At 78.3% G+C, this 24,903-nt stretch carries 19 protein-coding genes; 5 read left to right on the plus strand and 14 right to left on the minus strand.

The window, feature by feature from the left end:
* Positions 1-6: 6 nt before the first annotated feature.
* Positions 7-540 carry a flavodoxin domain-containing protein gene (locus D5H78_RS00910; RefSeq protein WP_119948543.1) on the minus strand — a complete coding sequence of 178 codons (534 nt, stop codon included), beginning with the start codon at positions 538-540 and terminating at the stop codon, positions 7-9.
* Positions 541-660: 120 nt separating this feature from the next.
* Between D5H78_RS00910 and D5H78_RS00915 the strand changes: the two genes are divergently transcribed.
* Positions 661-1,293: a response regulator gene (locus tag D5H78_RS00915; protein ID WP_119949248.1), complete on the plus strand. Its 633-nt coding sequence runs from the start codon at positions 661-663 to the stop codon at positions 1,291-1,293.
* Here the strand turns inward: D5H78_RS00915 and D5H78_RS00920 are convergent.
* Complete coding sequence (locus D5H78_RS00920; RefSeq protein WP_218566089.1) at positions 1,280-2,989, minus strand: sensor histidine kinase; 1,710 nt, start codon at positions 2,987-2,989, stop codon at positions 1,280-1,282. The two genes, D5H78_RS00915 and D5H78_RS00920, sit on opposite strands and share 14 nt — an antisense overlap.
* A 73-nt stretch (positions 2,990-3,062) precedes the next feature.
* Here D5H78_RS00920 and D5H78_RS00925 point away from each other — a divergent pair, with 73 nt between their 5' ends.
* Positions 3,063-3,449: a pyridoxamine 5'-phosphate oxidase family protein gene (locus D5H78_RS00925; protein ID WP_165865544.1), complete on the plus strand. Its 387-nt coding sequence runs from the start codon at positions 3,063-3,065 to the stop codon at positions 3,447-3,449.
* Positions 3,450-4,176: 727 nt separating this feature from the next.
* On the opposite strand, the gene cydC is transcribed toward D5H78_RS00925, so the two are convergent.
* From cydC to D5H78_RS00970, 8 genes are all read right to left on the minus strand, one after another.
* Complete coding sequence (gene cydC, locus D5H78_RS00935; protein ID WP_165865545.1) at positions 4,177-5,847, minus strand: thiol reductant ABC exporter subunit CydC; 1,671 nt, start codon at positions 5,845-5,847, stop codon at positions 4,177-4,179.
* Positions 5,844-7,478 carry a thiol reductant ABC exporter subunit CydD gene (cydD, locus tag D5H78_RS00940; RefSeq protein ID WP_119948547.1) on the minus strand — a complete coding sequence of 545 codons (1,635 nt, stop codon included), beginning with the start codon at positions 7,476-7,478 and terminating at the stop codon, positions 5,844-5,846. The genes cydC and cydD overlap by 4 nt, the downstream gene beginning before the upstream one ends.
* A gap of 1 nt (position 7,479) precedes the next feature.
* Complete coding sequence (gene cydB, locus D5H78_RS00945; RefSeq protein ID WP_119948549.1) at positions 7,480-8,529, minus strand: cytochrome d ubiquinol oxidase subunit II; 1,050 nt, start codon at positions 8,527-8,529, stop codon at positions 7,480-7,482.
* 10 nt (positions 8,530-8,539) lie between these two features.
* Positions 8,540-9,940 carry a cytochrome ubiquinol oxidase subunit I gene (locus D5H78_RS00950; protein WP_119948550.1) on the minus strand — a complete coding sequence of 467 codons (1,401 nt, stop codon included), beginning with the start codon at positions 9,938-9,940 and terminating at the stop codon, positions 8,540-8,542.
* Positions 9,941-10,072: 132 nt separating this feature from the next.
* On the minus strand, positions 10,073-12,421 hold the full coding sequence (locus D5H78_RS00955; RefSeq protein ID WP_133411972.1) for a putative bifunctional diguanylate cyclase/phosphodiesterase: 2,349 nt from the start codon (positions 12,419-12,421) through the stop codon (positions 10,073-10,075).
* A 115-nt stretch (positions 12,422-12,536) separates the two neighbouring features.
* The gene (locus D5H78_RS00960; protein WP_119948553.1) at positions 12,537-12,836 is read right to left on the minus strand and encodes a metal-sensitive transcriptional regulator; all 300 of its coding nucleotides are present in this window, start codon (positions 12,834-12,836) and stop codon (positions 12,537-12,539) included.
* Positions 12,833-13,012: a heavy-metal-associated domain-containing protein gene (locus D5H78_RS00965; RefSeq protein ID WP_218566251.1), complete on the minus strand. Its 180-nt coding sequence runs from the start codon at positions 13,010-13,012 to the stop codon at positions 12,833-12,835. Before D5H78_RS00965 ends, D5H78_RS00960 begins: the two co-directional genes overlap by 4 nt.
* 112 nt (positions 13,013-13,124) lie before the next feature.
* Positions 13,125-13,532, minus strand: coding sequence for a four-helix bundle copper-binding protein (locus tag D5H78_RS00970; protein ID WP_218566090.1), 408 nt, complete (start codon positions 13,530-13,532; stop codon positions 13,125-13,127).
* 145 nt (positions 13,533-13,677) lie between these two features.
* Between D5H78_RS00970 and D5H78_RS00975 the strand changes: the two genes are divergently transcribed.
* A complete protein-coding gene (locus tag D5H78_RS00975; protein WP_119948555.1) occupies positions 13,678-14,658 on the plus strand; it encodes an SDR family oxidoreductase in 981 nt (326 codons plus the stop codon).
* Here D5H78_RS00975 and D5H78_RS00980 read toward each other — a convergent pair.
* Entirely contained in the window at positions 14,655-15,578 is a 924-nt protein-coding gene (locus D5H78_RS00980; RefSeq protein ID WP_165865546.1) for an ATP-binding protein, read from the minus strand. The genes D5H78_RS00975 and D5H78_RS00980 overlap by 4 nt on opposite strands.
* 119 nt (positions 15,579-15,697) lie before the next feature.
* On the minus strand, positions 15,698-18,256 hold the full coding sequence (locus D5H78_RS00985; RefSeq protein ID WP_119948557.1) for an ATP-dependent Clp protease ATP-binding subunit: 2,559 nt from the start codon (positions 18,254-18,256) through the stop codon (positions 15,698-15,700).
* Positions 18,257-18,517: 261 nt separating this feature from the next.
* Here D5H78_RS00985 and D5H78_RS00995 point away from each other — a divergent pair, with 261 nt between their 5' ends.
* Positions 18,518-19,558: a LacI family DNA-binding transcriptional regulator gene (locus tag D5H78_RS00995; protein WP_119948559.1), complete on the plus strand. Its 1,041-nt coding sequence runs from the start codon at positions 18,518-18,520 to the stop codon at positions 19,556-19,558.
* Between the two features lie 13 nt (positions 19,559-19,571).
* Here the strand turns inward: D5H78_RS00995 and D5H78_RS01000 are convergent, their stop codons facing one another.
* Both D5H78_RS01000 and D5H78_RS01005 read right to left on the minus strand, forming a co-directional pair.
* The gene (locus D5H78_RS01000) at positions 19,572-20,030 is read right to left on the minus strand and encodes a hypothetical protein (RefSeq protein ID WP_119948560.1); all 459 of its coding nucleotides are present in this window, start codon (positions 20,028-20,030) and stop codon (positions 19,572-19,574) included.
* A gap of 82 nt (positions 20,031-20,112) precedes the next feature.
* Positions 20,113-20,889, minus strand: coding sequence for a PIG-L deacetylase family protein (locus D5H78_RS01005; protein ID WP_119948561.1), 777 nt, complete (start codon positions 20,887-20,889; stop codon positions 20,113-20,115).
* Positions 20,890-21,041: 152 nt separating this feature from the next.
* Between D5H78_RS01005 and D5H78_RS01010 the strand changes: the two genes are divergently transcribed.
* Positions 21,042-24,860 (plus strand): SpoIIE family protein phosphatase, encoded by a 3,819-nt coding sequence (locus tag D5H78_RS01010; protein WP_425472904.1) that lies wholly within the window; start codon positions 21,042-21,044, stop codon positions 24,858-24,860.
* Positions 24,861-24,903: the final 43 nt, after the last annotated feature.

The following is a 24,903-nucleotide window of genomic DNA, read 5'->3' on the forward strand; positions in this document are numbered from 1 at the left end:
GTGCGGTCAGCCGACGCGGGAGGGCGCCAGCGCCCGCCCGATCCCGGCGGCCCAGTCCTCGACCTGCGCCCAGTCGCGGAAGTCGCCCTCGGGCGCCCGCAGCGCGCGCAGCACCGCCCGCTCCGCGAACGACAGCCGGGCGCGCTCCACGCGGCCCGGCAGCACGCGGTGGTCGCGGGCCGCGGTGCTCGCCAGCACCCGCTCCACGTCGACCGGCTCCCCGACCGGGTACGGCGGGTCCCCGACCGGTCCGCTCGAGAAGAGCCAGACCGGCCGCAGGACCAGCTGCGCGCTGAGGCGCAGGGCGAGGGCGCGGGCGGGGGCGAGCCAGTGCCCCGCGTACACCGCGCTGCCGAGCACGACCGCGTCGTAGCCGTCGACGGCGCCGACGTCGTCGGGCCGCACGAGGTCGACGTCGTGCCCCCCGGTGCGCAGCACCTGGGCGACGCGCTCGCCGATCTCGGCGGTGGCCCCGTGCTTGCTGGCGACGCTCACCAGGACGCGGGCGCCGGCCGGCGCGCGCGGTGGGGTGGGGTGCACGGCTCCTCCTCGGGTCGTCTGCTCCCAGGCTCGCTGCGGCGCCCGTACGGCGGCAGGGCCGAAGGTCCCGGCCCGGCCCCGCCGGCCTGCGGTAGGACTGGGCGCATGGACGGGACGGGCGTGGTGCGGGTCTTCCTCCTCGACGACCACGAGCTGGTGCGCTCGGGGCTGCGCGAGCTGCTCGAGCACGCCGGGGGGTTCGAGGTCGTCGGCGAGTCGGGGTCGGCGCAGGAGGCGTCCCGGCGGATCCCGGCGCTGCGCCCGCACGTGGCGGTGCTCGACGCCCGGCTGCCCGACGGATCGGGGATCGACGTGTGCCGGGACGTGCGCTCGGTCGACCCGTCGGTGCGGGGGCTCGTCCTCACCTCGTACGACGACGACGAGGCCCTCGTGTCGGCGGTGCTGGCGGGCGCGTCGGGCTACGTGCTGAAGACGGTGCGCTCGCGCGAGCTGCTCGACGCCGTGCGCCGGGTCGCGGCGGGCAAGTCCCTGCTCGACCCGGTGCTCGTGCAGCGGGTGCAGGAGCGGCTGCAGGCCGGCCCCGACGAGCCCGAGGAGCTGGCGGGGCTGACCGTCCAGGAGCGGCGGGTGCTCATGCTCGTCGCCGAGGGGCTCACGAACCGCGAGGTCGGCGAGCGGCTCTCGCTCGCGGAGAAGACGGTGAAGAACTACGTGTCGAGCGTGCTCGCGAAGCTCGGCTTCGAGCGGCGCACGCAGGCGGCGATCTTCGCCACCCGGCTCACCGGCCGCTGACGGGCACGGTCCAGGTCAGGACGGTGCCGCCGCCGTCGCGGTCGGCGACGGAGGACGTGCCGCCGTGGCGGGCCGCCCGCGCGTCGAGGCCGGCGAGGCCGCTGCGGTGCTCGGGCGAGCCGACGCCGCGGCCGTCGTCCTGCACCGTCAGGCGCACGGCCTCCCGGTCCACCGACAGGTGGATCTCGACGTGGCGGGCACCGGCGTGGCGCACGACGTTGGAGAGCGCTTCCTGCAGGGCCGCCAGGAGGTCGTGGCGCACCTCGGGCGGCACGCCGAGGTCCACCGGCCCGTCGAGCACCAGCCGGGGGGAGGTGCCGAGGTGGTGCCGGGCGTCCTCGACGAGGCGGGCCAGCTCCGCGGCGAGCCCGGTGTCGTCGCGCCGCCGGTGCAGCTGGAAGATCGCCGCGCGCAGGTCCCGCATCGTCACGTCGATGTCCTCCACCGCGGCGAGGACCCGCTCCTCGGCGGGGCCGGGGCCGGCGAGCTCCGCGGCGGTCTGCAGCCGGAGCCCGACGGCGAAGAGGCGCTGGATGACGGTGTCGTGCAGGTCGCGGGCGATGCGGTCGCGGTCCTCGAGCACCGCGATGCGCTGGCGGTCCTCACGGGCCCGCGCGCTCTGCAGACCGAGGGAGGCCTGGTCGGCGAACGACTGCAGCTCGGGGACGTCGTCGGCGACGAGGCCGGCGCCACCGGGACCGGGCCGCGCGAGCAGCAGCACGCCGACGGGCCCCTGCGGGCCGGGCAGCGGCACCAGCAGGCCCGTACCCGCGGGGACGGCGGCCCCGAGGCCCGGGACGGCGGCGGCGAGGTCCGGGACGACGACGGCGTCGCCGGAGAGCGCCTCGCCGAGCGCCCCGTCGTCGGCGGCGAGGCGCACCCCCTCGGCCGCGCGGGCGCCGGGACCGTCCGCCGCGCGCACCTCGAGCAGGTCGCCCTGGCGGACCGCCACGAGGGCGGCGTCCGCGCCGGTCAGCGCCAGGGCCTGCTCCGCGACGACCCGGGCGGCGCCGCGCCCGTCGGCCGGGCCGAGCACCGCCTCGGCGGCGGCGGCGGCGCCCTCGAGCCAGCGCTGGTGGCGCCGGGCGCTCTCGAACAGGCGGGCGTTCTCGACGGCGATGCCGGCGGCCGAGGCGAGGGCGGTGACCACCGTCTCGTCGTCGTCGGTGAACTGGTGGCCCCCGGCCTTCTCGGTGAGGTAGAGGTTGCCGAACACCTGCCCGTGCACCCGCAGGGGGACGCCGAGGAACGTCGTCATCGGCGGGTGGTGGGCCGGGAAGCCGTACGACGCCGCGTGCTCGCGGATGTCGGGCAGGCGGATCGGGGCCGGGTGCGTGATGAGGTGCCCGAGGACGCCGTGGCCCTCAGGCGGAGGGCCGATGCGCGCGCGCTCCTCGTCGGTGATGCCGTGGGTGATGAACTCGACGAGGGTGTCGTCCGGGCCGATGACGCCGAGCGCCCCGTAGCGGGCGCCGGAGAGCCGGCACGCCGTGCCGGTGATGCGCTGGAGCAGGCTGCGCAGGTCGAGGTCGGAGCCGAGCGCCACGACGGCGTCGAGGAGCTGGCGCAGCCGCTCCTGGGTGGAGACGACCTCGCCGACGCGGTCGAGGAGCTCGGCGAGGAGCTCGTCGAGGTGCACGCGCTCCAGCGGTCGCAGGGCGCTCGACGGCGCGGGCTCCGGGATCCTCTCGGCCACCCGCCGAGGGTACGGCGCGGTACGTGACCTTCGACCCTGCCGCCGGGCCCCGCGCGGGCCGATGCTGCGGGGCATGGTCGGTCGTGCGGCGGGTGGTGAGCTGGGGTCCGAGGAGAGCCGGGCCCTGCTGCTGGCCGCTGCGCTGGCGCGGCTCGTGTACGTCCACCGGGCGCTGCCGGCGGTGGCCCCGGTGGTGCCCGTGGCCGACGGGGGCTGCCTCGTGTTCGCCGCGCCCGCCGGCTCGGAGGTCGCCACCGCCGCTCCGGGGAGCGTCGTGGCCCTGCACGCCGACGACCTGCACGGTGACGGCGGGTGGGCGGTGACGGCCACGGGCCTGGCCGAGCTGGTCGCGCCGGAGGAGGAGCCGGAGCTGCGGCGGCGGGCCGGGGAGGCGTGGGGGCCGTACGACGTGCTCCTGCGGCTGCCGCTCGAGGTCGTGCGGGGGCAGCGGCTGGGCTGAGGCGGGGCCGCCGTCGGCCACGGGCGGTCGTCGGGCGGCGGCGCGGGGCGGAGGGCCTGCGCCGTACGGGTGGCTGTGGTGCGCTGCCGTGGGATAGCGCCCTCCTGGTCGTGGAGCTGTCGGTGCTCGAACGTGGGTTCGCAGCGGGGTGGAGCAGGTGGTGGGGTCGCCGGTGGCGGCTGCGCTGGGCGAGGTCGCGGCGGTGCTGGGGTCGGTGTCGCTGGTGACGTCCGACCCGCGCGCGGTCGCCGCGGAGGACCCGGGTGCTGCGGGTGCTGGTGGCGCGGGTGGTGCGGTGTGGCAGGTGCCGACGGGGAGCTGTCGCAGGTGGTGGCGGCGGTGCTGGGGTCGCGGGCCGGTTGGACGCTGTGCTGCTGGCGGTGGTGCGTGAGGCGGACGTGCGGGGGGTGCACGCGGCGGCGGGTGCCGGGTCGACGGCGCGGTGGTCGGCCGGGGTGGCGCGGTGGGAGCCGGCGGAGGCGCGGGGGTGAACCGCCCACGAGGGTCGGGCCGGGACCGTGGTGGAGGTGGTGCCGCCGCGGTGGGTCGACCCCGAGCAGCGACCCCGCCGCCACGAACGCCACCTCGCCCAGCGCCTCACCCGGCGCCGGTGGGAGCCCGCCGCGTCGGTCCGGCCGCGGCCGGCCCCGGCGAGGTCCTGCGCAGGCGGCTCGCGCCCCGGAGGGAGTCCCCGCGGCCCGTGCGTCAGCGCAGGACGCGCCCGGAGCTACGCCGCCAGCGGCGCCGTGAGCGGCGTGACCGTGCCGGCGTCGACCCGGACCACGGCGTCGAGCCCCTGCAGCGCCTCGGCGCGGTGGGTGACGACGACCAGGGTGCGACCGCGGGCGGCCTCGCGCAGCGAGGCGGTGAGCTCGCGGGCGAGCGCGACGTCGAGGTGCGCCGTGGGCTCGTCGAGGAGCAGCACCGGGGCGCCCGAGAGCAGGGCGCGGGCCAGGGCGAGCCGCTGGCGCTCGCCGCCGCTGAGCGTGGCGCCCTCCTCGCCGAGCACGGTGCCGAGGCCGGCGGGCAGGGTGCGGACGCGGTCGAGGAGGCGTACGGCGCGCAGGGCCGCCTCGAGGTCGGCGTCCGCCGCGCCCGGTGCGGCGAGCCGCAGGTTCTCGCGCACCGACGTGTGGAAGACGTGCGCGTCCTGGCCGCACCAGGCGAGCCGGCTGGCCACCGCGTCGCCCAGCGCGGCGGGGTCCTCGCCGCCGACCCGCACCCGCCCGCGCTCGGGCACCAGCGCGCCGAGCAGCGCGGCGACGAGCGTGCTCTTGCCCGCGCCGCTGGCACCCACCACCCCGACGTGGGCACCGGCGGGGACCACGAGGTCGACGTCCCGCAGCACGGGGGCGGCCGCCCCCGGCCAGCGCAGCGTCGCCCCCTCCACGAGCAGGTCGGGCACGCCCGTCGGCGCCCCGGAGGCGTCCGGCCCCGCGAGCGGGCGCGCCGCCGGCCGCTCCTGCGCCAGCACCTCCTGCACCCTCGCCGCAGCGGCCCGGGCGCGCTGCAGGGCCACGGCCGCGGCCGGCAGCCCGGCCACCGCCTCGGCGACCGCGAGCGGCACGAGCACGACCAGCGCGAGCAGCACCGGGTCGAGGGCGCCCGTGCGCACGGCCGGCACCCCCACGAGCAGGCCGCCGGCGACCGGCACCGCCAGCCCGAGCTGCGACAGGGCCGTGCCGGCCCCCGCCCAGCGCGCGGACCGGCGCTCGGCCGCCGCGAGCCGGGCCTCGAGCCGGTCGAGGTGGTCCAGACGGGCCGGCCCGGCGCCGAGCACGAGCAGGTCCGGCGCGGCCCCCACGAGCTCGGCCGCCGCGGCCGCGACGTCGGCCCGCGCGGTGGCGGCAGAGCGCTCCGCGCGACGCGCCGTCGCCGCGGTCAGCGCCGGTGCCGCCACCCCGGCGACGCCGAGCCCGGCGAGCAGCAGCAGCGCCGCGGCCGGCAGCACCGCGGCGAGCAGGGCCGCGCTCCCCAGCGACACCGCGGCGGCGGCGACCGCCGGCAGCAGCACCCTCAGCGCGAGGTCGGGCACCGCGTCCACGTCCGCGACGAGCCGCGCGAGGAGGTCCCCCCGGCGCCGCCCGGCCAGGCCGCCGGCGCCCCCGGCGTCCACCGCCCGGAAGACGCGCACCCGCAGGCCCGCGAGCAGCCGCAGCGCCGCGTCGTGGGCCAGCAGCCGCTCCAGGTAGCGCAGCACCGGCCGCCCCAGCCCGAAGGCGCGCACGCCCACGACCGCGACGGAGAGCACCAGCACCGGCGGGTGCTGCGCCGCCCGGCTGATGAGCCACGCCGAGCACGCCATGAGGGCGACGCCGCAGCCGAGCGCGAGGCTCCCGACCGCCGCCGCGATGGCGAGGCGCCGCGCCGCCGGCCGCAGCAGCGCGGACGGGCTCACCGGGCGCTCCCCGCGGTCGCGAGGGGCGGCACGACGACCTCGACGGCGTCGCAGAGGTCCAGCGCCGCACGGCGGTGGGTGACGAGCACGACGGTACGACCGCCGGCCTGCGCGGCCAGGGCGGCGAGCACCTGGGCCTCCGTCGCGTCGTCGAGGTCCTCGCTCGGCTCGTCGAGCAGGAGCAGCGGGGCGTCGCGCAGCAACGCGCGGGCCAGCGCGACGCGGCGGCGCTGCCCCGCCGACAGGGTGGCGCCCCGCTCGCCCACGACGAGGTCGAGCGGCAGGTCGACCTGCGCGGCGGACGCGGCCGCCGCGACCTCCGCCGCCGCGGCGGTGGTGCCGAGCGCGACGTTCTCGGCGACCGTCCCGGCCACGAGGCGCGGGCGCTGGGGCACCCAGGCGACGTGCCGGCGCCAGGCGTCCGGCGGCACGTCGGCCAGGTCGGTCCCGTCGACGAGCACGCGTCCGCGCGTGGGCCGCACCGTCGCGAGCAGCAGGCCCAGCACCGTGGACTTCCCGGCCCCGCTGGGACCGACAAGCCCCAGCACCGTCCCGGGCTCGACGACGAGGGAGAGCCCCTCGAGGGCGGGGCCGTCGGCGCCCTCGTACGTCACGGCGACGTCCTGCAGCTCGATGCGGCCGGGCCGCGGCGCCGGCCGGTCGCCGTGCTCCGGGAGGGGCTCCCCGAGCACCGCGAAGGCGCTCTCCAGCGCGGCGGCGCCCTCGGCAGCGGCGTGGTACTGCTCGCCGACCCGCCGCAGCGGCAGGTAGGCCTCCGGTGCGAGGAGCAGCACCAGCAGCGCGGTCTCGAGGTCGACCGAGCCGTGGACGAGCCGCAGCCCGATCGACACCGCGACCAGCGCGACGGACAGCGTCGCCACGAGCTCGAGCACCAGCGAGGACAGGAAGGCCACGCGCAGCGTGCCCATCGTCTCCCGGCGGTGCCGTTCGCTGACCTCCCGCACGGCGTCCGCGTAGCCGCGCGAGCGGCCGTACGCGCGCAGCTCGGCGAGCCCGCCCAGCGCGTCGGCGAAGTGCCCGCCGAGCCGCTCCAGCGCGCGCCACCGGCGCCGCGTGCGCTCGCGCGTCGCCAGCCCCACGAGCACCATGAAGAGCGGCACCAGCGGCACGGTCACCGCGACGACGAGCCCGGAGAGCGGGTCGGCGACGAGCATCCGCAGGCCGACGAGGGCGGGGACCAGCGCCGCCAGCGGCAGCTGGGGCAGGTAGCGGGCGAACCACGGGTCGAGCGCGTCGAGGCCGCGCGTCGCGAGCGTCGTCACCTCCCCGGCGCGGTGCCGGGCCAGCCGCTGCGGGCCCAGGAGCAGCACGTGCTCGAGCAGCCGGCGGCGCAGGCGGGCCCGCACCGCGGCGGAGGTGCGGGCCGCGAGGGACTCGGTCAGCCAGGACAGCCCGGCGCGGGCCGCCAGCACCGCGCCCAGCGCCAGGACGGCCCCGCCGACCTGCCCCGGCCCGGCGCCGTGGACGGCACGGGCCACGGCGGAGGCGACGAGCTCGGCCTGCAGCACGACGAGGACCGCCGTGACGAGGCCGACCGCGACGCAGAGCACCAGGTACGCCGCCGCGGGCCGCGCCTCGCGCAGCAGGCGCGGGTCGACCGGCCCCGCCACGTCAGCCGACCTGCTCGGGGGCGGTCTCCGGGCGGCGCTGCGCCGGCAGCGCGACCGGGGCGGGGATCGACCCCCGGCCGATCCGCCGGCGGAACACCCAGTACGTCCAGCCCTGGTAGAGCAGCACGAGCGGGGTGCCGAAGGCGGCGACCCGGGTCATCACCTCGAGGGTGTAGCCCGACGAGGCGGCGCCGGCGATGCTCAGGGTGCCCGCCGGGTCGGTCGACGAGGGCATGACGTCGGGGAAGAGCGCCACGAAGAGGGTGGCCACCGCGGCGACGAGCGTCACCGCCGTCAGGGCGAAGGCCCAGCCCTCGCGCCGCGCGCGCTGCGCCACCAGCCCGGCGACGAGGGCCGCCGCCGCGACGGCCGCGAGGGCGAGGGTGGCGGCGCTGCCGCGCAGGGCCTGCGTCCAGCCCAGGAACGCGACGGCGAGGGCCGCGGCGACGGGGCCGAGCGCTGCCGCCGCGCGGTGCGCGCGCTCGCGCACCCCGCCCGTGGTCCGCAGCGCCAGGAAGAGCGCGCCGTGCAGGAGGAACAGCGTGCAGGTGGTGAGGCCCCCGAGGAGGGCGTAGGGGTTGAGCAGGCCGAGGAGCGAGCCGTCGAACTCCCCCTCCGCCGTCATCGGCACGCCGCGGACCAGGTTGGCGAACGCGACGCCCCAGAGCACCGAGGGCAGCAGCGAGCCCCAGACGATGCACAGGTCCCACCGCCGCCGCCAGGAAGCGCTGTCCACCTTGCCGCGGTACTCGAACGCCACGCCCCGCACGATGAGCGCGACCAGCACGAGCAGCAGCGGGAGGTAGAAGCCGCTGAAGAGCGAGGCGTACCAGTCGGGGAAGGCGGCGAAGGTCGCGCCGCCCGCCACGAGCACCCACACCTCGTTGCCGTCCCAGACCGGGCCGATGGTGTTGAGGACGACGCGGCGGTCGACCTCGTCGCGGGACAGCCCCGCCAGCAGCATGCCGACGCCGAAGTCGAAGCCCTCGAGGACGAAGTAGCCGGCCCACAGGACGGCGATGAGGACGAACCAGAGCTCGGGGAGGGTCATCGGGAGCTCCTCAGTACGCGAAGGACAGGACGGGCTCGTCCTCGTCCGCGGGGTCGGGGGAGTGCGCGGGCACCGCGGGCGGCCCGGCCTTGGCGTAGCGCACGAGCAGGCCCAGCTCGACGACGGCGAGGACGCCGTAGAGGGCGGTGAGGACCGACAGGCTCGTCGCGATCTCGGCGACCGACATGGTCGGCGAGACGCTGGAGCTGGTGGGCAGGACCCCGTACACGGCCCACGGCTGCCGGCCCATCTCCGTGAAGACCCACCCCACGGAGTTCGCGGCGAAGGGCAGCCCGATCGCGAGCACCGACGCCCGCCAGAACAGCCGGCTCGCGGGCAGCCGCCCGCGGCGGGTCAGCCACAGGCCGAGGACCGCGAGGCCGGCGGACAGCACCCCGAAGCCGATCATCAGGCGGAAGGTCCAGTACGTGACGGGCACGTTCGGCACGTAGTCGCCCTCGCCGAACCGCTCCACGGACGCGGCCTGGAGGTCGTCGATGCCCTCGACGCGCGCGTCCGGGTCGCCCTCGGCCATGAACGACAGGACGCGGGGCACCCGCAGGCTCCACAGCTCCTCGCTGCCGTCCAGGCTGCCGAGGGTCAGCACCGAGAACGAGGCCGGGGCCTGCGTCTCGTACAGGGCCTCGGCGGCCGCCATCTTCATGGGCTGCTGGTCGGTCATGAGCTTGGCCTGCAGGTCGCCCGTGACGGCGACCCCGACGCTGCCGACGAGGGCGACGACGAGCGCGAGCCGCAGCGACGGGCGGAAGACCTCCACCTCGTTGCCCCGCGCCAGGTGCCACGCGCTGACGCCGAGCATGAAGGCCGCACCGGTCACCAGCGAGGCCGTGATGACGTGCGGGTACGCGACGAGGACGGTCGAGTTGGTCAGCACCGCGCCGATGTCGGTGAGCCGGGCCCGCCCGGTGGCCGGGTCGACGGCGTAGCCGACCGGGTGCTGCATCCAGGAGTTGGCCGCGAGGATGAAGTACGCGGAGAGCCACGTCCCGAGCGCGACGACCCAGATCGTGGCGAGGTGGACGCGCCGCGGCAGGCGGTCCCAGCCGAAGATCCAGAGGCCGAGGAACGTCGACTCGAGGAAGAAGGCCAGCAGGCCCTCCATCGCCAGCGGCGCGCCGAAGACGTCGCCCACGAAGCGGGAGTAGTCGCTCCAGGCCATGCCGAACTGGAACTCCTGCACGATCCCGGTCACGACGCCCATGGCGACGTTGATGAGGAAGAGCTTCCCCCAGAACTTCGTGGCGCGCAGGTAGCGCTCCTGCCCGGTCCGGTGCCACGCCGTCTGCAGCCCCGCGACGAGGACCGACAGGCCGATCGTCAGCGGGACGAAGAGGAAGTGGTACACGGTGGTGATGCCGAACTGCCACCGCGCGAGGTCGAGGGCGTCCACCCGTCGCTCCGTACGTCGTGCCCGCGGCGCGCGAGCGCCGCGCCCGCGGTCCGGCGGGCAGGAGGAGCGTCGTCGCGGCGGCGCCGCCGCAGCAGGGCCGAAGGTCCCGCCGGCCGGTGTGACGCCCGCCGCTCAGGCGCCCGCGGCGGCGGGCGCTGCCCCCGCGGGCGTCGTGACGCCCCCGCCCGCGTCCAGCGACGCCACGAGCGCCGGCACCGCGGCGGCGGGGACGGGGCGCGAGAAGTGGTAGCCCTGCACGAGCCGGATGCCCACGCCCGTGACGAGGTCGAGCTCGTCGGCGGTCTCGACGCCCTCGGCCACGCAGTCCAGGCCGAGGCGCGCGGCGAGGTCCGCGACGGCCGCGACGAGCACGCGGGTGCGCGGCTCGTGCAGCGCCGCCTGGACGAACTCCCGGTCGAGCTTCACCGCGTCGGGCTGCAGCCGGCGCAGGTAGCGCAGCGAGGACCAGCCGGTGCCGAAGTCGTCGACGGCGACGCGCACGCCGCGCTCCTGCAGGGCCGCGAGGGTGCGCCGGGCCGCGCCGAAGTCGTGGAGCAGGCCGTCCTCGGTGAGCTCGACGTGCAGCAGCCCGGCGGGCACGCCGTGGCGGTCCAGCGCGGCCGCCAGCCGGCACGGCAGCGCCGGGTCGGTGACGTCGGCGGCGGTGAGGTTCACCGCGACCGGCGTCCAGGCGCCCGCGCCCTCGTCGTGCCAGCGGCGCAGGTCGCGCGCGACCCGGTCCAGGACGTGGTCGGTGAGCACGCCGAGCGAGCGGACCTCGCGCGCCAGCGGGACGAACACGGCCGGGCTCACCGGCCCGTGGACCGGGCTCGTCCAGCGCAGCAGCGCCTCCAGGCTGCGGACCCGGCCGGCGACGGCGTCCACCACCGGCTGGTAGTGGACGTCGAACTCCGCGAGGTCGGGGTCGGCGAGCGCCTCGCGCAGGGCCGAGGCCTCGCGGGCCCGGTCCCGGGTCGCCCCGTCGAGCACGTGCACCGCGGCCCCGCGCTCCTCGCCCTCCCCGTGCTTGGCCCGGCGCAGCGCCAGGTCGGCCTCGACGAGCAGCTCCGCGCTCGCCGACGGCGCGGCACCGGGGCCGCGGAGCACGACCCCGACGCAGACCCGCAGCGGCCAGCGCACCCGCCCGAGGGGGAGGGTCGCCGGCAGCGCGCCCGTGACGTCCCGGGCGGCCCGCTCGCCCGCCGCCACCCCGCCGACCCCGCCGACCTCGCCGACCTCGCCGACCCCGCCGACCCCGCCGCCCAGCGGAACGACGACCGCGAACTGGTCCGTGCCCACGCGGGCGACGAGCGAGGCGCCGGGCACCCCCGCGACGAGGTGGCCGGCGACGGCGCGCAGCAGGGCGTCGCCGTGCTCGTGCCCGTGGTTGTCGTTGAGCGTGCGGAAGCCGACCACGTCGACCACGACGAACGCGAACGGCCGACCGTCGCGACCCAGCGCGTCGAGGTGGGCGGCCAGCGCGACCCGGTTGGCCAGGCCCGTCGGCTCGTCGGTGGTGGCCCGCCGCCGGGCGTCCTCGGCCTCGTCGGCGAGCTCCTGCACGAGCCGGGCGGCGACCCGCGTCGCGACCGCGTGCCGCACGAGCACGCCGGTGGCGACGACGAGCACGGGCGCGGCCAGCCCGGCGACCGCGGGGGCGCCGGCGGCGTGCCGCACGGCGGACAGGCCCAGGGCGAGCACGAGGGGGGCGTACGGGAGCAGCGCCGGCACCAGCGCTCGGGCCCGCGCCGGCGGCGCGGCCGCCGCCGCGGCGACGCCGCGCGAGCGGAGCGCCGCGACGGCGAGCACGAGCAGCGCCGCCTGGTTGAGCACGGCGGCGGCGGAGGTGGGGGCGTACGTGCCCTGCCGGAGCTGCCACGCGTAGAGCACGTCGCCGGCGCCGAGCACGAGCATCCCCGCCGCGGCCCAGCCCACGAAGGGGCGGGCCGCCGGGGCGGCCAGCGGGAGCACCCCGAGGGCGGTGGCGACGACGAGGGCGGGCAGGACGACGTACACGACCTGCAGGGCCTCGCCGGGCCTCGTCAGCGCGGCCGAGACGTCGGCCGGGACGGCGAGGACCACGAGGTACCAGAGCGCGCCGCCGGCGACGGCCGCGTCGGCGAGCACCCGCAGGCGCCCGCCGAGGTCGGCGCGCACCCACGGGACGCTGACCAGCCCCGCGACGGCCAGGGGCGCGTAGCCGAGGTAGAGGACGGCCGCGGCGCCGCCCACGGGCGGGGTGCCGTCGAGCACGGCCTGCACGCCGGCGAGGACGCCGCTCGCCATGCCGACGAGCAGCGCGCCGGCGAGCAGGAGGCGCCCGGGGCGCACGGCGCTGGCGCGCCCGCCCGCCAGCAGCAGCCCGGCCGCGAGGGCCGCGGTGAGGGCGCGGACGAGGTAGCTCGCCACGTCGTCCGCCGCGACGGCGGCGAGCGAGGCGGCCGCGGCCCCGGCCGCGAGCAGGGCGGGACGAGCGCGCACGTGCCCCTCCCTCCCCGTCGCCGCCGGGCCGTCCGGCCCGTGCACCGGGACCATCGGCGGGGCCGGGCGGGACCTGAGGGCCCGACCGGGCGGCGGGGCGGGCGGTGGGCGGGGCTCAGGAGCGGACGAGCCGCGCGATCGCCTGCGACGCCTCCTTGATCTTGGCGTCGGCCTCCTCGCCGCCGCGGGCGGCCGCGTCGACGACGCACCCGCTCATGTGCTCCTCGAGCAGCTCGAGGGAGAACGACTGCAGCGCGCGGGTCACCGCGGACACCTGCGTGAGGACGTCGATGCAGTACTTGTCCTCGTCGACCATGCGCTGCAGGCCGCGGACCTGGCCCTCGATGCGGCGCAGCCGCTTGAGGTGGTCGTCCTTGCGGTGCGTGTAGCCGTGCGGCGGGCTCGCGCCGCTCACGGCGCCGCGACCTCGTACCCGGCCTCCTCGACGGCCCCGGCCACGGCCGCGTCGTCGAGCGGGCGGTCGCTCGTGACGACGACCCGGCCGGCGGGCACGTCGACGTCGACGGCGGTGACGCCGGGCAGGGCCGTGACCTCCTCGGTCACCGCGCGGGCGCAGTGGTCGCAGGTCATGCCGCGGACGGCGTACGTCGTGGTGGTCGCCACGGTGCTCCTCCTCGCCCCGGGGCGCGTGCGGTCCCGGGTACCCGTCAAGAGTACCCCCCCGGGGTAGAGGGGGAAGCAGTCAGCCCATGGACGCGAGCAGCGCCCGGCAGGCCTCCTCGCACTCCCGGCACGCCTCGGCGCACAGCCGGCAGTGCTCGTGCATCCCGGCGTGCGACGCGCACTCGTCGCCGCAGGAGCGGCAGGCCGTGACGCAGGCCTCGAGCAGCGCGCGGGAGAGGTTCGCGTCGTAGGCCGTGTGCCGCGACAGCACCTTGCCGGTCGCGAGGCACACGTCCGCGCAGTCGAGGTCGGTGCGGATGCACTTCGCGAGGTCCGCGACCATGTCCTCGCCGAGGCAGGCGTCCGCGCAGGCGGTGCACGCCTGCGCGCAGGCCCACAGCGCGTCCAGGGCCCGCCCGAGCAGGTCGCGGTCCAGGTCCACGGCGTCCTGCGGGTGGGTGTCGAGCAGCCGGCGGGCGTACGTCACGAGGTCCTCCGTCGTCGTGGGGTCGTGCGGGGTGGTCGTGCGGGGCGGTCGTGCGGGTGGTCGTGCGGGGTCGCGGGCGCGGCCGCGCACCCCCGGTGCCTGCCCGCTGCGCGCCCGGGCGAACGCCCGCGGGTAGCGTCGGCCCGTGGCCCTCTCCGTGCTCTTCCTCGGCGGCACCGGCATCATCAGCTCCGCCTGCGTGGCGCGGGCGCAGGCGGTGGGCCACGAGGTCACCGTCGTCAACCGCGGGGCCACCTCCGCGCGGCCCGTGCCCGACGGGGTCGAGGTCCTGCACGCCGACGTGCGCGACCCGGCGGCGCTGCGCGGCGCGCTCGGCGGGCGCTCCTTCGACGTCGTGGCCGACTTCGTGGCCTTCCTGCCCCAGCACGTCGAGGACGACGTCGCCCTGCTCGCCGGGCGCACCGGCCACTACGTGCTCATCAGCAGCGCGTCCGCGTACCGGACGCCGCCCGGGCGGCTGCCCGTCGTCGAGTCGACACCGCTGCGCAACCCCTACTGGCAGTACAGCCGCGACAAGATCGCCTGCGAGGACGCGCTCGTGCGGGCGTACCGGGACACCGGGTTCCCGGGCACGGTCGTGCGCCCCTCGCACACCTACGACCGCACGCTCGTGCCCACGCACGGCGGCTGGACCGACGTCGACCGCATGCGCCGCGGCCTGCCGGTCCTCGTCCACGGCGACGGCACGTCGCTGTGGACGCTGACGCACCACGCCGACTTCGCCCGCGCCTTCGTCGGCCTGCTGGGCCACCCGGACGCGGTGGGGGAGGCGTTCCACATCACCAGCGACGAGGCGATGGCGTGGGACCGGGTGTACGAGGCGCTCGGCGCGGCCGCGGGGGTGCCCGCGCCGCGGCTCGTCCACGTGCCCTCGGAGGTCGTCGCCGAGCACGACCCGGAGACCGGGGCGAGCCTGCTCGGGGACAAGGCGCACTCGATGGTCTTCGACAACAGCAAGGTCAAGCGCCTCGTGCCCGGCTGGGAGGCCACGACCCCGTTCCACGTCGGGGCCCGCGAGGTCGTCGCGTGGTACGACGCCGACCCCGCCCGCCGCCGCGTCGACGCCGGGTGGGACGCGCTGTCGGACCGGCTGACCCGCCGCTAGGCGAGCGGCCCCCGCCAGGGCGTCGGCGCCGCGCCCCCGCACTGCGCGATGAGCTCGGCGTGGACCCACGCCTGGAGCGCGCGCACGTCGTCGGGCTGCACCATCGTCAGCAGCTCGCGGTCGCGGGACCAGGCGTCGAGGGCGCCGAGCGCGTCGCGGAACTCGCGCACGAGCTCCTCGCCGCCGGGCGCCCAGGGGTAGTGCAGGTCCACGACCGCGTCCCCTCGCAGGTACGCCTCGCGCCGCTCGCGGTCCGGCCCCGGCAGGTCGTCCCCGAAGCGCTCGCTGGCCTCGGCGGCCACCCGCAGCAGCCGCTCCGGCGCGTGGGTGCCGCCGCGAGCGGCGCCGTCGGCCAGCAGGGCGCACTCGCGCAGCAGGGCCTCGGCGTGCTCCTTGGCCCGCAGCCCGAGCTGCACCGGGTAGTCGCGCAGGACGAGCAGGCGGGCCGCCGGCGGGTCCTCCGGGGGCTCGTCCGGCCAGGCGGCGAGGAGCGCGTCGACGTCCAGGTCCTCCGCGACGGGCGCGGGCGCGAGGTCGAGCTCGCACCAGACGACCTTGCCGACGCCGGGGCGGGGGTCCACCCCCCACGCGCGGCAGAGCGCCTGCACCATCTCCAGCCCCCGGCCGGTGACCGCGCCGTCGCTGTGCACGACCTGCCGGGGGACCCGCGCCGAGCGGTCGAGCACCTCGAGGCGCACCGCGCCGGAGGCGAGGGCGACGAGCACCTCGAGCTCGGTCCGGGCGTGCAGGACCGCGTTGGTGACCAGCTCGCTCACGCAGACCTCGGCGTCGGCCACGACGTCGTCGGGCACGGTGCCCGCGCCCAGGTGCCCGCGCACCAGGCGGCGGGCGGCCGGGACCGACGCGCTGGCGGCCGGGAACCGGGCGCGCGCCGCCCCGGGCGCGGTGGTCGGGCCCACAGCGGCGCCTCCGTGCATCGAGATCTCCCCCGTCCATCGCCTCGCGCCGACCCAGTGTTACCGATCGGCCACGAGGCGTCCTGCCAGACGCGGGACCCGGGCACCAGCCACCGGCCGCATCAGCCCCCGGCCGCAGCGGCCTCCGGCTCGCGCACCTCGACCTCGAGCCGGCCGTCGCGCACGCCGAGGCGCGCGACCTGGCCCCGGCGCAGCCGCCCGCCGAGCAGCAGGTTGGACAGCCGGTCGTCGACCTGGCGCTGGACGGTGCGCCGCAGCGGGCGCGCGCCGTACTCCGGCTGGTAGCCCTGCTCGACGAGCAGGTCGCGCGCCTCGTCGTCCACCTCCAGCACGACGCCCTGGGCGTGCACCCGCCGGCGGCTCTCCTCGAGCACCAGGTCGACGACCTGGCGCAGCTGCGCCTGCTCGAGCCGGCGGAAGACGACGATCTCGTCGATCCGGTTGAGGAACTCCGGGCGGAAGGACTCGCGCAGCCGGCGCATGACGCGGTCCTGCACGTCCCGCTCGGCCGGCCCGTCGCCGGTGCTGAAGCCGATGCGCCCGACGGTGCCCACCACGGCCTCCGAGCCGAGGTTGCTCGTCATGATGACGACGACGTTCTTGAAGCTCACCGTCCGGCCCTGCGAGTCCGTCAGCCGGCCGTCGTCGAGCAGCTGCAGCAGGACGTTGAACACGTCCGGGTGGGCCTTCTCCACCTCGTCGAGCAGCAGGACGCAGTACGGGCGGCGCCGCACGGCCTCGGTGAGCTGCCCGGCCTCCTCGTGCCCGACGTAGCCGGGGGGAGCGCCGACGAGCCGGCTCACGGTGTGGCGCTCCTGGAACTCGCTCATGTCGAGGCGGACCATCCGGTCCTGGTCGCCGAAGAGCGCCTCCGCGAGCGTGCGCGCCAGCTCGGTCTTGCCGACGCCCGTGGGGCCGAGGAACAGGAAGCTGCCGATCGGGCGGTCCGGGTCGCCGAGGCCCGCGCGGGAGCGGCGCACGGCCTGCGCCACCGCCGCGACCGCCTCGTCCTGGCCGACGACCCGCTGGTGCAGGGCCTCCTCGAGGCGGGAGAGCCGGTCCATCTCCTCCTCGGTGAGCTGCGCGGCGGGGATGCCGGTGCGGCGCGCGACGACCTCGGCGACGTCCTGCGCGGTCACCTCCGGCACCGCGCCCGTGCCCGTGCGCGCCTGGTCGACCTGCTCCTGCAGGGCCGCGACCTCGTCGCGCAGCGCGACGGCGCGCTCGTACTGCTCGTGGGCGACGGCCTGGTCCTTGTCGCGGCGCAGCTGCTCCAGGCGCTGCTCCAGCCCGCGCACGTCCGCCGCGGGGGTGCGCACCCGCAGCCGCTTGCGCGCGCCCGCCTGGTCGACGAGGTCGATCGCCTTGTCGGGCAGGAACCGGTCGGCGACGTACCGGTCGGACAGCTCGGCGGCGGCGGCGAGCGCCGCGTCGGCGTACCGGACCTGGTGGTGCGCCTCGTAGCGGTCGCGCAGGCCGCGCAGGATCTCCACGGTCTGCTCGACGGTCGGCTCGGGCACGAGGATCGGCTGGAAGCGTCGCTCGAGCGCCGCGTCCTTCTCGACGTACCGCCGGTACTCGTCGAGCGTCGTCGCGCCGACGACGTGCAGCTCGCCGCGGGCCAGCGCCGGCTTGAGCATCTGCGCGGCGTCGGCGCCGCCGCCCTCGCCGCCCCCGCCGGCGCCCACCACGGTGTGCAGCTCGTCGATGAACAGGACGAGCTCGTCGCCGTGGGAGCGGACCTCGTCGAGCACCGACGTCAGCCGCTCCTCGAAGTCGCCGCGGTAGCGGGTGCCGGCGACGAGCCCGGTCACGTCGAGGCCCACCACGCGCCGCCCGCGCAGCGTCTCCGGCACGTCGCCGTCGACGATCCGCTGGGCGATCCCCTCGACGATCGCCGTCTTGCCGACGCCGGCCTCGCCGACGAGCACCGGGTTGTTCTTGGTCCGCCGCGACAGCACCTCGAGGGTCTGCTCGATCTCCTCGTCGCGCCCGACGACCGGGTCGAGCCTTCCGGAGCGGGCGGCCTCGGTGAGGTCGCGGCCGTACCGGTCGAGGGTGGGGGTGCCGCTGGTCGCGCCCTGGCCGCCGCCGGGCTGGCCCTGCGGCGCGGGGCCCCCCGGGACCGGGGCGCCGGTGGCGCCGCCGCCGGCCGGCGGCCCGGCCTGCAGCGACTGCGCCGTGACGCCGTTCGCCGCGAGCACCTGGGCCGCGCCCGACTCGCCGTTGAGCAGCAGGGCGAGGAGCAGGTGCTCCGGGCCGATGTACGAGGCCCCCAGCGCCCGCGCGACCTGGTGCGCGTCCAGCAGGGCCCGCTTCGCGGCGGGGGTGAGCACCGGCGGCTCCTGCGCCGCGGGCGCGCCCTCCATGACGAGCTCGAGCTGGCGCAGCACCGCGTCGGGGTCGGCGCCGGCGCGCGCCACGAGGCCGCGCCCGGGCTCGGTGCGCAGCACCGCCCAGAGCAGGTGCTCGGTGTCGAGGTCGTCGCTGCCCCACTGCGCGGCCTGGCGCGCCGCGGCGGTGAGCACCTCGCGCGCGGCCGCGCTCATGAGCCGCGTGATGTCGACCCGGTGCACGGGCCGCCCCGCCCCGCCGAAGAAGCGGGCGAGCAGGTCGTCGAACGAGCCCGGGTCGAGCGGGCCGCCGTACCCGGCGCTCACCGGCGCGCCCGGCCGGTGCTCGCGGCGCGGGCCGGGCCCGCCGCGCCCGGCAGGGGCGTCCGGGTCGTCCGGGGGGTCCGGGTCGTCCGGGGGGTCCGGGTCGTCCGGGGGGTCCGGGTCGTCCGGGTCGTCCGGGTCGTCCGGGTCGTGGTCGTGGCGCTGCGCATGCCGGCCCGGCTTCCCGGCGTCGCCCCGGCCTAACGCGCACGACCGGTACCGTCCGTCCTGCACGGGGGCCGGGACGCGCGAGGAGGTGCCGAGGTGGCCGCACGGAGCGGTCCGGACGCGGGGCGTCGTGCCCCGACGCTGGAGCAGGTGGCGAGCCTGGCCGGCGTCGGGCGGGGCACCGCGAGCCGCGCCCTCACCGGAGCCCCGCAGGTCAGCCCCCGGGCGCGCGCCGCCGTGGAGCGGGCGGCGGCCGAGCTGGGCTACCGGCCCAACCGCGCCGCGCGCAGCCTGGTGACGCGCCGCAGCGGGTCGCTGGGCCTGGTGCTCAGCGAGACCGAGGAGCAGGTGTTCGGCGACCCCTTCTTCGCCGCGGTCGTGCGCGGGGTCAACGAGGAGCTGCTCGCCACCGACGTGCAGCTCGTGCTCATGATCACGCGGACGCCGGTGGAGCGTGAGCGGCTGGAGCACTACGCCGTCGACCGGCACGTCGACGGGATGATCCTCGTCTCCTCGCACGGCGACGACCCGCTGCCGGGCACCCTCGCCGGCGCGGGCGTGCCCGTCGCGGTGCTGGGCCGCCCGGCCCACGACGTGCCGGGCGTCCTCGTCGTCGACGCGGACAACCGCGGCGGCGCCCGGGCCGCGACCGAGCACCTCGTCGCCGCCGGCCGCCGGCGCATCGCGACGATCGCCGGGCCGCAGGACATGGCGGCCGGCGCCGACCGCCTCGAGGGCTACCGCGAGGCGCTCGTCGCGGCGCGGCGGCGCCCGGCCAAGGCGCTCGTCGGGCACAGCGACTACACGGTGGCGGGGGGCCGCGCGGCGATGGAGCGGCTGCTGCGCCGCGAGCCGGGCCTGGACGCCGTCCTCGCCGCCTCGGACCTCGTCGCGGCCGGCGCCCTGCAGGCCCTCGCCGCGGCCGGGCGCCGGGTGCCCGAGGACGTCGCCGTGGTCGGGTTCGACGACATCCCGCTCGCCGCGCACCTGCAGCCCGCCCTCACGACGGTGCGCCAGCCCATCGACGAGATGGGCCGGCGCCTCGCCCGCATGCTCCTCGACGCCGTGGCCGGGCGCGCCCCCGAGCCCTCGACGGTGGTGCTGCCGACCGAGCTGGTCGTGCGCGCCTCGGGCTGAGGCGGGCCCGGGCTCAGCCGCGCGAGGCCGCCCGGTCGATCCAGACGAGCACCTCGCGCGGCCCGCCGGGCACGGCGAGGGCCATCGCGGACACCCGGGCGCGCACCGCCTCGAGGTCCTCCTCGGCCCAGCCGCCCGGTCCCGGCGGCTCGACCTGCACGCTCACCGCGAGGAACGGCTGCTCGGGGTCGATCCAGCGCTTCTCCGCGACGACGCGCGCGACCCGCACCCCGCCCGCCTCGACCGCCGCCGCCTCGCGGGCCACGACCTCGACGGCCTTGGCGACCGCGCGGTCGAAGGACTCGGCGCGGTCACGGCGCAGGTGGTCGGACCGGGCCCGCCGCGCGTCGGCGACGGCCTCGGCCCGCGAGCGCCCCACGCGGTACGCCGGCCGCTCCGGCGCCGGGTCCGGCGCCGCCGGGGGGCGCCGCGGCCGCTCGCCCCAGTGCAGGTGGCCGTACGGCTCGTCCACGCCCCCCGCCCCCCTCCTCGTGCCGACCCCTGCCCGTCGGCCGCCGCGGGCCCGACCTGAGCAGGCGCGCGGCCGCGGGGGGTCACGCCACCCAGGGCGGCGGGCCGTCCGGGCGCAGCACGTGCACGTCGAGCAGGAGGGCGGCCTCCACGCCGAGCGCCGGGCCCGAGGCCCGGGCCATCCAGGTGAGGAACGGGCGCGGCTCGGGCCCCGCGGCGCCGAGGCCCGCGGTGTACTCGGCGTGGGCCTCGAGCGAGCGCACGCCGCGCTCCAGCGGCTCGCCCGTGACGTCGACGCCGTGCGTCGGGTGCGGGGAGCCGGCGACGGCCACGAAGCGGACCCCGCCCCAGGGCTCCAGCCCGTCGGCCAGCTGCTCCGGGAAGACCCACCGGTTCCCGGCGTCGCGGGCCGCGTCGAGGGCGGCGAGCCCGACCACCCGGTGGTCCGCCTGGTTGACCATGCCGCCGACCATGCGCACGTCGAAGGCGCCGGTGAGGAGCACCTCGGGGCGCAGGCGGCGGACCTCGAGCGCGATCTCGCGCCGCAGCCGCAGGGCGTCGTGGACCACGCCGTCGGGGTGGTCGAGGAACACCAGGTCCTCGACGCCGACCTCCCGGGCCCCCGCGCGCTCCTCCTCCTCGCGCAGCGGCCCGGCCCGCTCGGGGGCGAGCGCGTCGATGCCGGCCTCGCCGCGGGTGGCGAGGAGGTACGTCACGCGCTTGCCCTGCGCCGTCCAGCGGGCGACGGCCGCCGCGGTGCCGTACTCGAGGTCGTCGGGGTGGGCGGCCACGGCCAGGCAGCGCTCCCAATCCTCGGGGAGCGCGGGCAGGAGGCCGGCCGCTGGGCTGGACGCGTCCACGGCGCGGACGCTAGCCCCGCCCCTCCGCCCGCGCCATGGCCCGTACGGACCACCCCGCGCACCGGCGGGGGTGCCGGGGCGGCGCCAGGCGGTACGGTCCCGGTGTGCCGCCCGCGCCCGAGCCCCCGCGGGAGCCGCGGCCCCCCGCCGCCGTGCTCCCGGGCGCCCTCGCGTCCGGCGGCCGGGTGGGGCGCGACCTCGCCGCGGTCGACTGGGCGGCCACGCCGCTCGGCGACCCGGCCGGCTGGCCGCAGAGCCTGCGCAGCACGGTGCGGATCCTGCTCACCTCGCGCTTCGCCATGTGGATGGCGTGGGGCCCGGAGCTGACGTTCCTCTGCAACGACGCCTACCGCCGCGACACGCTCGGGCGGAAGTACCCCTGGGCGCTCGGCCGGCCCGCGCGCGAGGTCTGGGCCGAGATCTGGCCGGACATCGCGCCGCGCATCGAGCGGGTGCTCACCACGGGCGAGGCGACGTGGGACGAGGCGCTCATGCTCTTCCTCGAGCGCAGCGGCTACCGGGAGGAGACGTACCACACCTTCTCCTACAGCCCCCTCACCGACGAGGACGGCGTCGTCGTCGGCATGCTCTGCGTCGTCAGCGAGGAGACCGAGCGGGTCGTCTCCGCCCGGCACCTGGCGACGGTGCGCGAGGTGGGCTCGGCGCTCACCGCGCTGCGCAGCGAGCGGGAGGTCCTCGACGCGGCGGCGGCCCGGCTCGCGGCCGACCAGCGCTCCCTGCCGTTCACGGCGACGTACCTCGTCGACGCCGAGGCGGTCACCGCGCGGCTCGGCGCCGCCAGCGGCGTGCTCCCCGGCGCGCCGGCGGCCCCGCTCGAGCTGCCCCTCGGCGACGGCGGTGCCTGGCCCCTCGCCGACGTGCTCGCCGGGCGCACCGCGGTGCTCGACGTCACCGCCCGCCCCGGCCTGCCCACCGGCGCCTGGGACGCCCCGCCCCGGCACGTCCTCGTCGTGCCGCTGCGCCAGCAGGGCCCCGACGGCGGCACCCGGGTCGCGGGCGCCCTCGTCGCCGGGCTGAACCCGTGGCGCCCGCTCGACGCCGACGCCCGCGGCTTCGTCGAGCTCGTCGCCACCCAGGTGTCCAGCGCGCTGGCCGGCGCGCGGGCGTACGAGGAGGAGCGCGAGCGCGCGGAGCGCCTGCAGGAGCTCGACCGGGCCAAGACCGCCTTCTTCACCAACGTCAGCCACGAGGTCCGCACGCCCCTCACGCTGCTCCTGGGACCGGCGGAGGACGCGCTCGCCGACCGCGCGCACCCGCTGGCGCCCCCGCAGCGCGAGCGCGTCGAGGTGGTGCAGCGCAACGGCGAGCGCCTGCTCAAGCTCGTCAACACCCTGCTGGACTTCCAGCGGGTCGAGGCCGGGGGGCTCCGGGGGCGCTTCGAGCCGGTCGACCTCGCCGCCGCGACCGCCGAGCTCGCCGGCACCTTCGCCGCCGCGTACGAGCGGGCCGGCCTCGCGCTCGTCGTCGACTGCCCGCCGCTGCCCGGGCCGGTCCACGTGGACCGGGAGATGTGGGCCGAGGTCGTCCTCAACCTGCTGTCCAACGCGCTGAAGCACACGTTCGAGGGGCGCGTCACCGTGCGGCTGCGGGCCGGCGACGGGCGCGCGGTGCTCGTCGTCGAGGACACCGGCACGGGGATCCCGCAGGACCAGCACCACCGGCTCTTCCAGCGCTTCGCCCGCGTGGAGGGGGCGGCCTCGCGCAGCCACGAGGGGTCGGGGATCGGCCTGGCGCTCGTCGCCGACCTGGTCCGGGCCCACGGCGGGACCGTCGCGGTGCGCAGCGCGCCGGGCGCGGGGAGCGCCTTCGAGGTCGCCGTCCCGCTGGGCAGCGACCACCTGCCGGCAGACCAGGTCGTCGCGGAGCCGGGCCCCGCCGGCGGCGACCGGGCCGCGCGCACCGCGCGCGGCTTCCTCGCCGAGGCGCTGCGCTGGAGCGCCGCGGCGCCGGAGCCCGACGGCGAGGACCCCGCGGACCCGCGGGAGCCGGCCCGGGCGGCGCCCGCCGCCGCGCCCCCCGCCCCGGCGCCGGGCGGGCGCCCGCGCGTGCTCGTCGTCGACGACAACGCCGACATGCGCGACCACGTGCGCGGGCTGCTGGCCGCCGACCACGAGGTCCTCACGGCCCGCGACGGGCGCGAGGGCCTGGCCCTGGCCCGCGAGCGCTCGCCGGACCTCGTGCTGAGCGACGTGATGATGCCGCGCCTCGACGGCTTCGGCCTGCTGGCGGCGCTGCGGGCCGACCCGCTCACCGCCCGCACCCCCGTCATCCTGCTCTCGGCGCGCGCCGGGGAGGAGGCGACGGTGGAGGGCCTGGAGGCGGGCGCGGACGACTACCTCACCAAGCCCTTCTCCAGCCGCGAGCTGCTCGCGCGGGTGCGCGCCAACCTCGAGCTCGAGCGGGTGCGGCGCAGCCGGGGCGACCTCGCCAGGGCCCGCGAGCTCCTGGACCAGGCCCAGCGCCTGGCGCGGGTGGGCAGCTGGGAGATCGACCTGGCCAGCGGGGCGCTGCGCGCCTCCACCGAGCTGCGCCGCCAGCTGCAGCTCTCGCGCGCCGAGCTCGACGCCGCCGGCTCGCAGGGCGTGCTCGACCTGCGGGTGCCCGACGGCGACCGGCAGCGGCTGCGCGCCGCGCTCGACGCGGCGGCCGAGGGCGAGCCCCTCGACCTCGAGGTCCCGGTCGCCACGCCCGACGGGCAGCAGCGCACCTACCGGGTCCTCGGCGAGCTGGAGCGCGACGACGAGGGCCGGCCGGTGCGGCTGCGGGGCAGCACGCAGGACGTCACGGGGCGGCGGGAGGCGGAGCGGGCGGTGGCCCGCGCCGCCGCGGTCGCCGAGGCCGCGGCCCGCGAGCGCAGCATCGCCGACGAGCTGCAGCGCAGCCTGCTGCCGGAGGTGCCGCCGCGCGCCGAGGCGCTGCGGGTCGCCGCGTACTACCGGGCGGGCACCGAGGGTACCCAGGTGGGCGGCGACTGGTTCGACGTGATCGAGCTGGGGGCCGGGCGCACCGGCCTGGTCCTCGGCGACGTCATGGGCCGCGGGGTCAGGGCGGCCGCGGTGATGGGCCAGCTGCGCTCGGCCGTGCGGGCCTTCGCGCGCCTCGACCTGCCGCCCGCCGACGTGCTCGAGCACCTCGACGGCGTGGTGCGCGACCTCGGCGACGACCAGATCGTCACCTGCCTCTACGCGGTGCACGACCCGTACGACCGCGTGCTCACCTGGGCCAACGCGGGCCACCTGCCGCCGCTCGTGCGCGACCCGGACGGCGGCGTGCGGCGCCTCGCGGACGCCGAGGGCCCGCCGCTCGGCACCGGGGTGGGGGCGCTCGCCGAGCGCTCGACGACGCTCGAGCCCGGCGCCCTGCTCGCCCTCTACACCGACGGGCTCGTCGAGCGGCGCGACAGCGACATCGACACGGGGGTCGGCGCGCTGGCGGCCGCGCTCGCCGGCCCGGGGGCGGCCCGGCTCGCGCCCGACCTGCCCGGGCGGCTCGTCGACGCCCTCGTCCCCGGCGAGCCCGACGACGACGTCGCCGTGCTGCTCGCGCAGGTCGACCCCGGGCCGACCGCCCCCACGGTGTCGATCGACGTGCCCGACGACCCCGCGGCCGTCGCCGCCGTGCGCCACCGGGTGGCCGACGTCGTCCGCTCGTGGGGCGCCGGGCCCGTGGCGGTGCTCGACGACGTGCTCCTGCTGCTCAGCGAGCTCGTCACCAACGGGCTGGTGCACGGCGCGCCGCCGGTGCGGGTGCGGCTGCGGCGCGCGCCCTCCGCGCTGGTGCTGGAGGTGCACGACGGGGCCCCGTCGCTGCCGCGCCGGATGCGCCCCGGGGCCGACGACGAGCACGGGCGCGGCCTGCAGCTCGTCGCGCTGCTCGCCGGGCGCTGGGGCACGCGGCCCACCCCGGGCGGCAAGGCGGTCTGGTGCGAGGTGGCGCTCCCCCCGGGGTGACCTCGGCCGCGGGAGGGGTGCGCGGGTCGATCAGGGGTAACGG

The sequence above is a fragment of the Vallicoccus soli genome (genome assembly GCF_003594885.1).
In the GTDB taxonomy this organism is placed as follows: domain Bacteria; phylum Actinomycetota; class Actinomycetes; order Motilibacterales; family Motilibacteraceae; genus Vallicoccus; species Vallicoccus soli.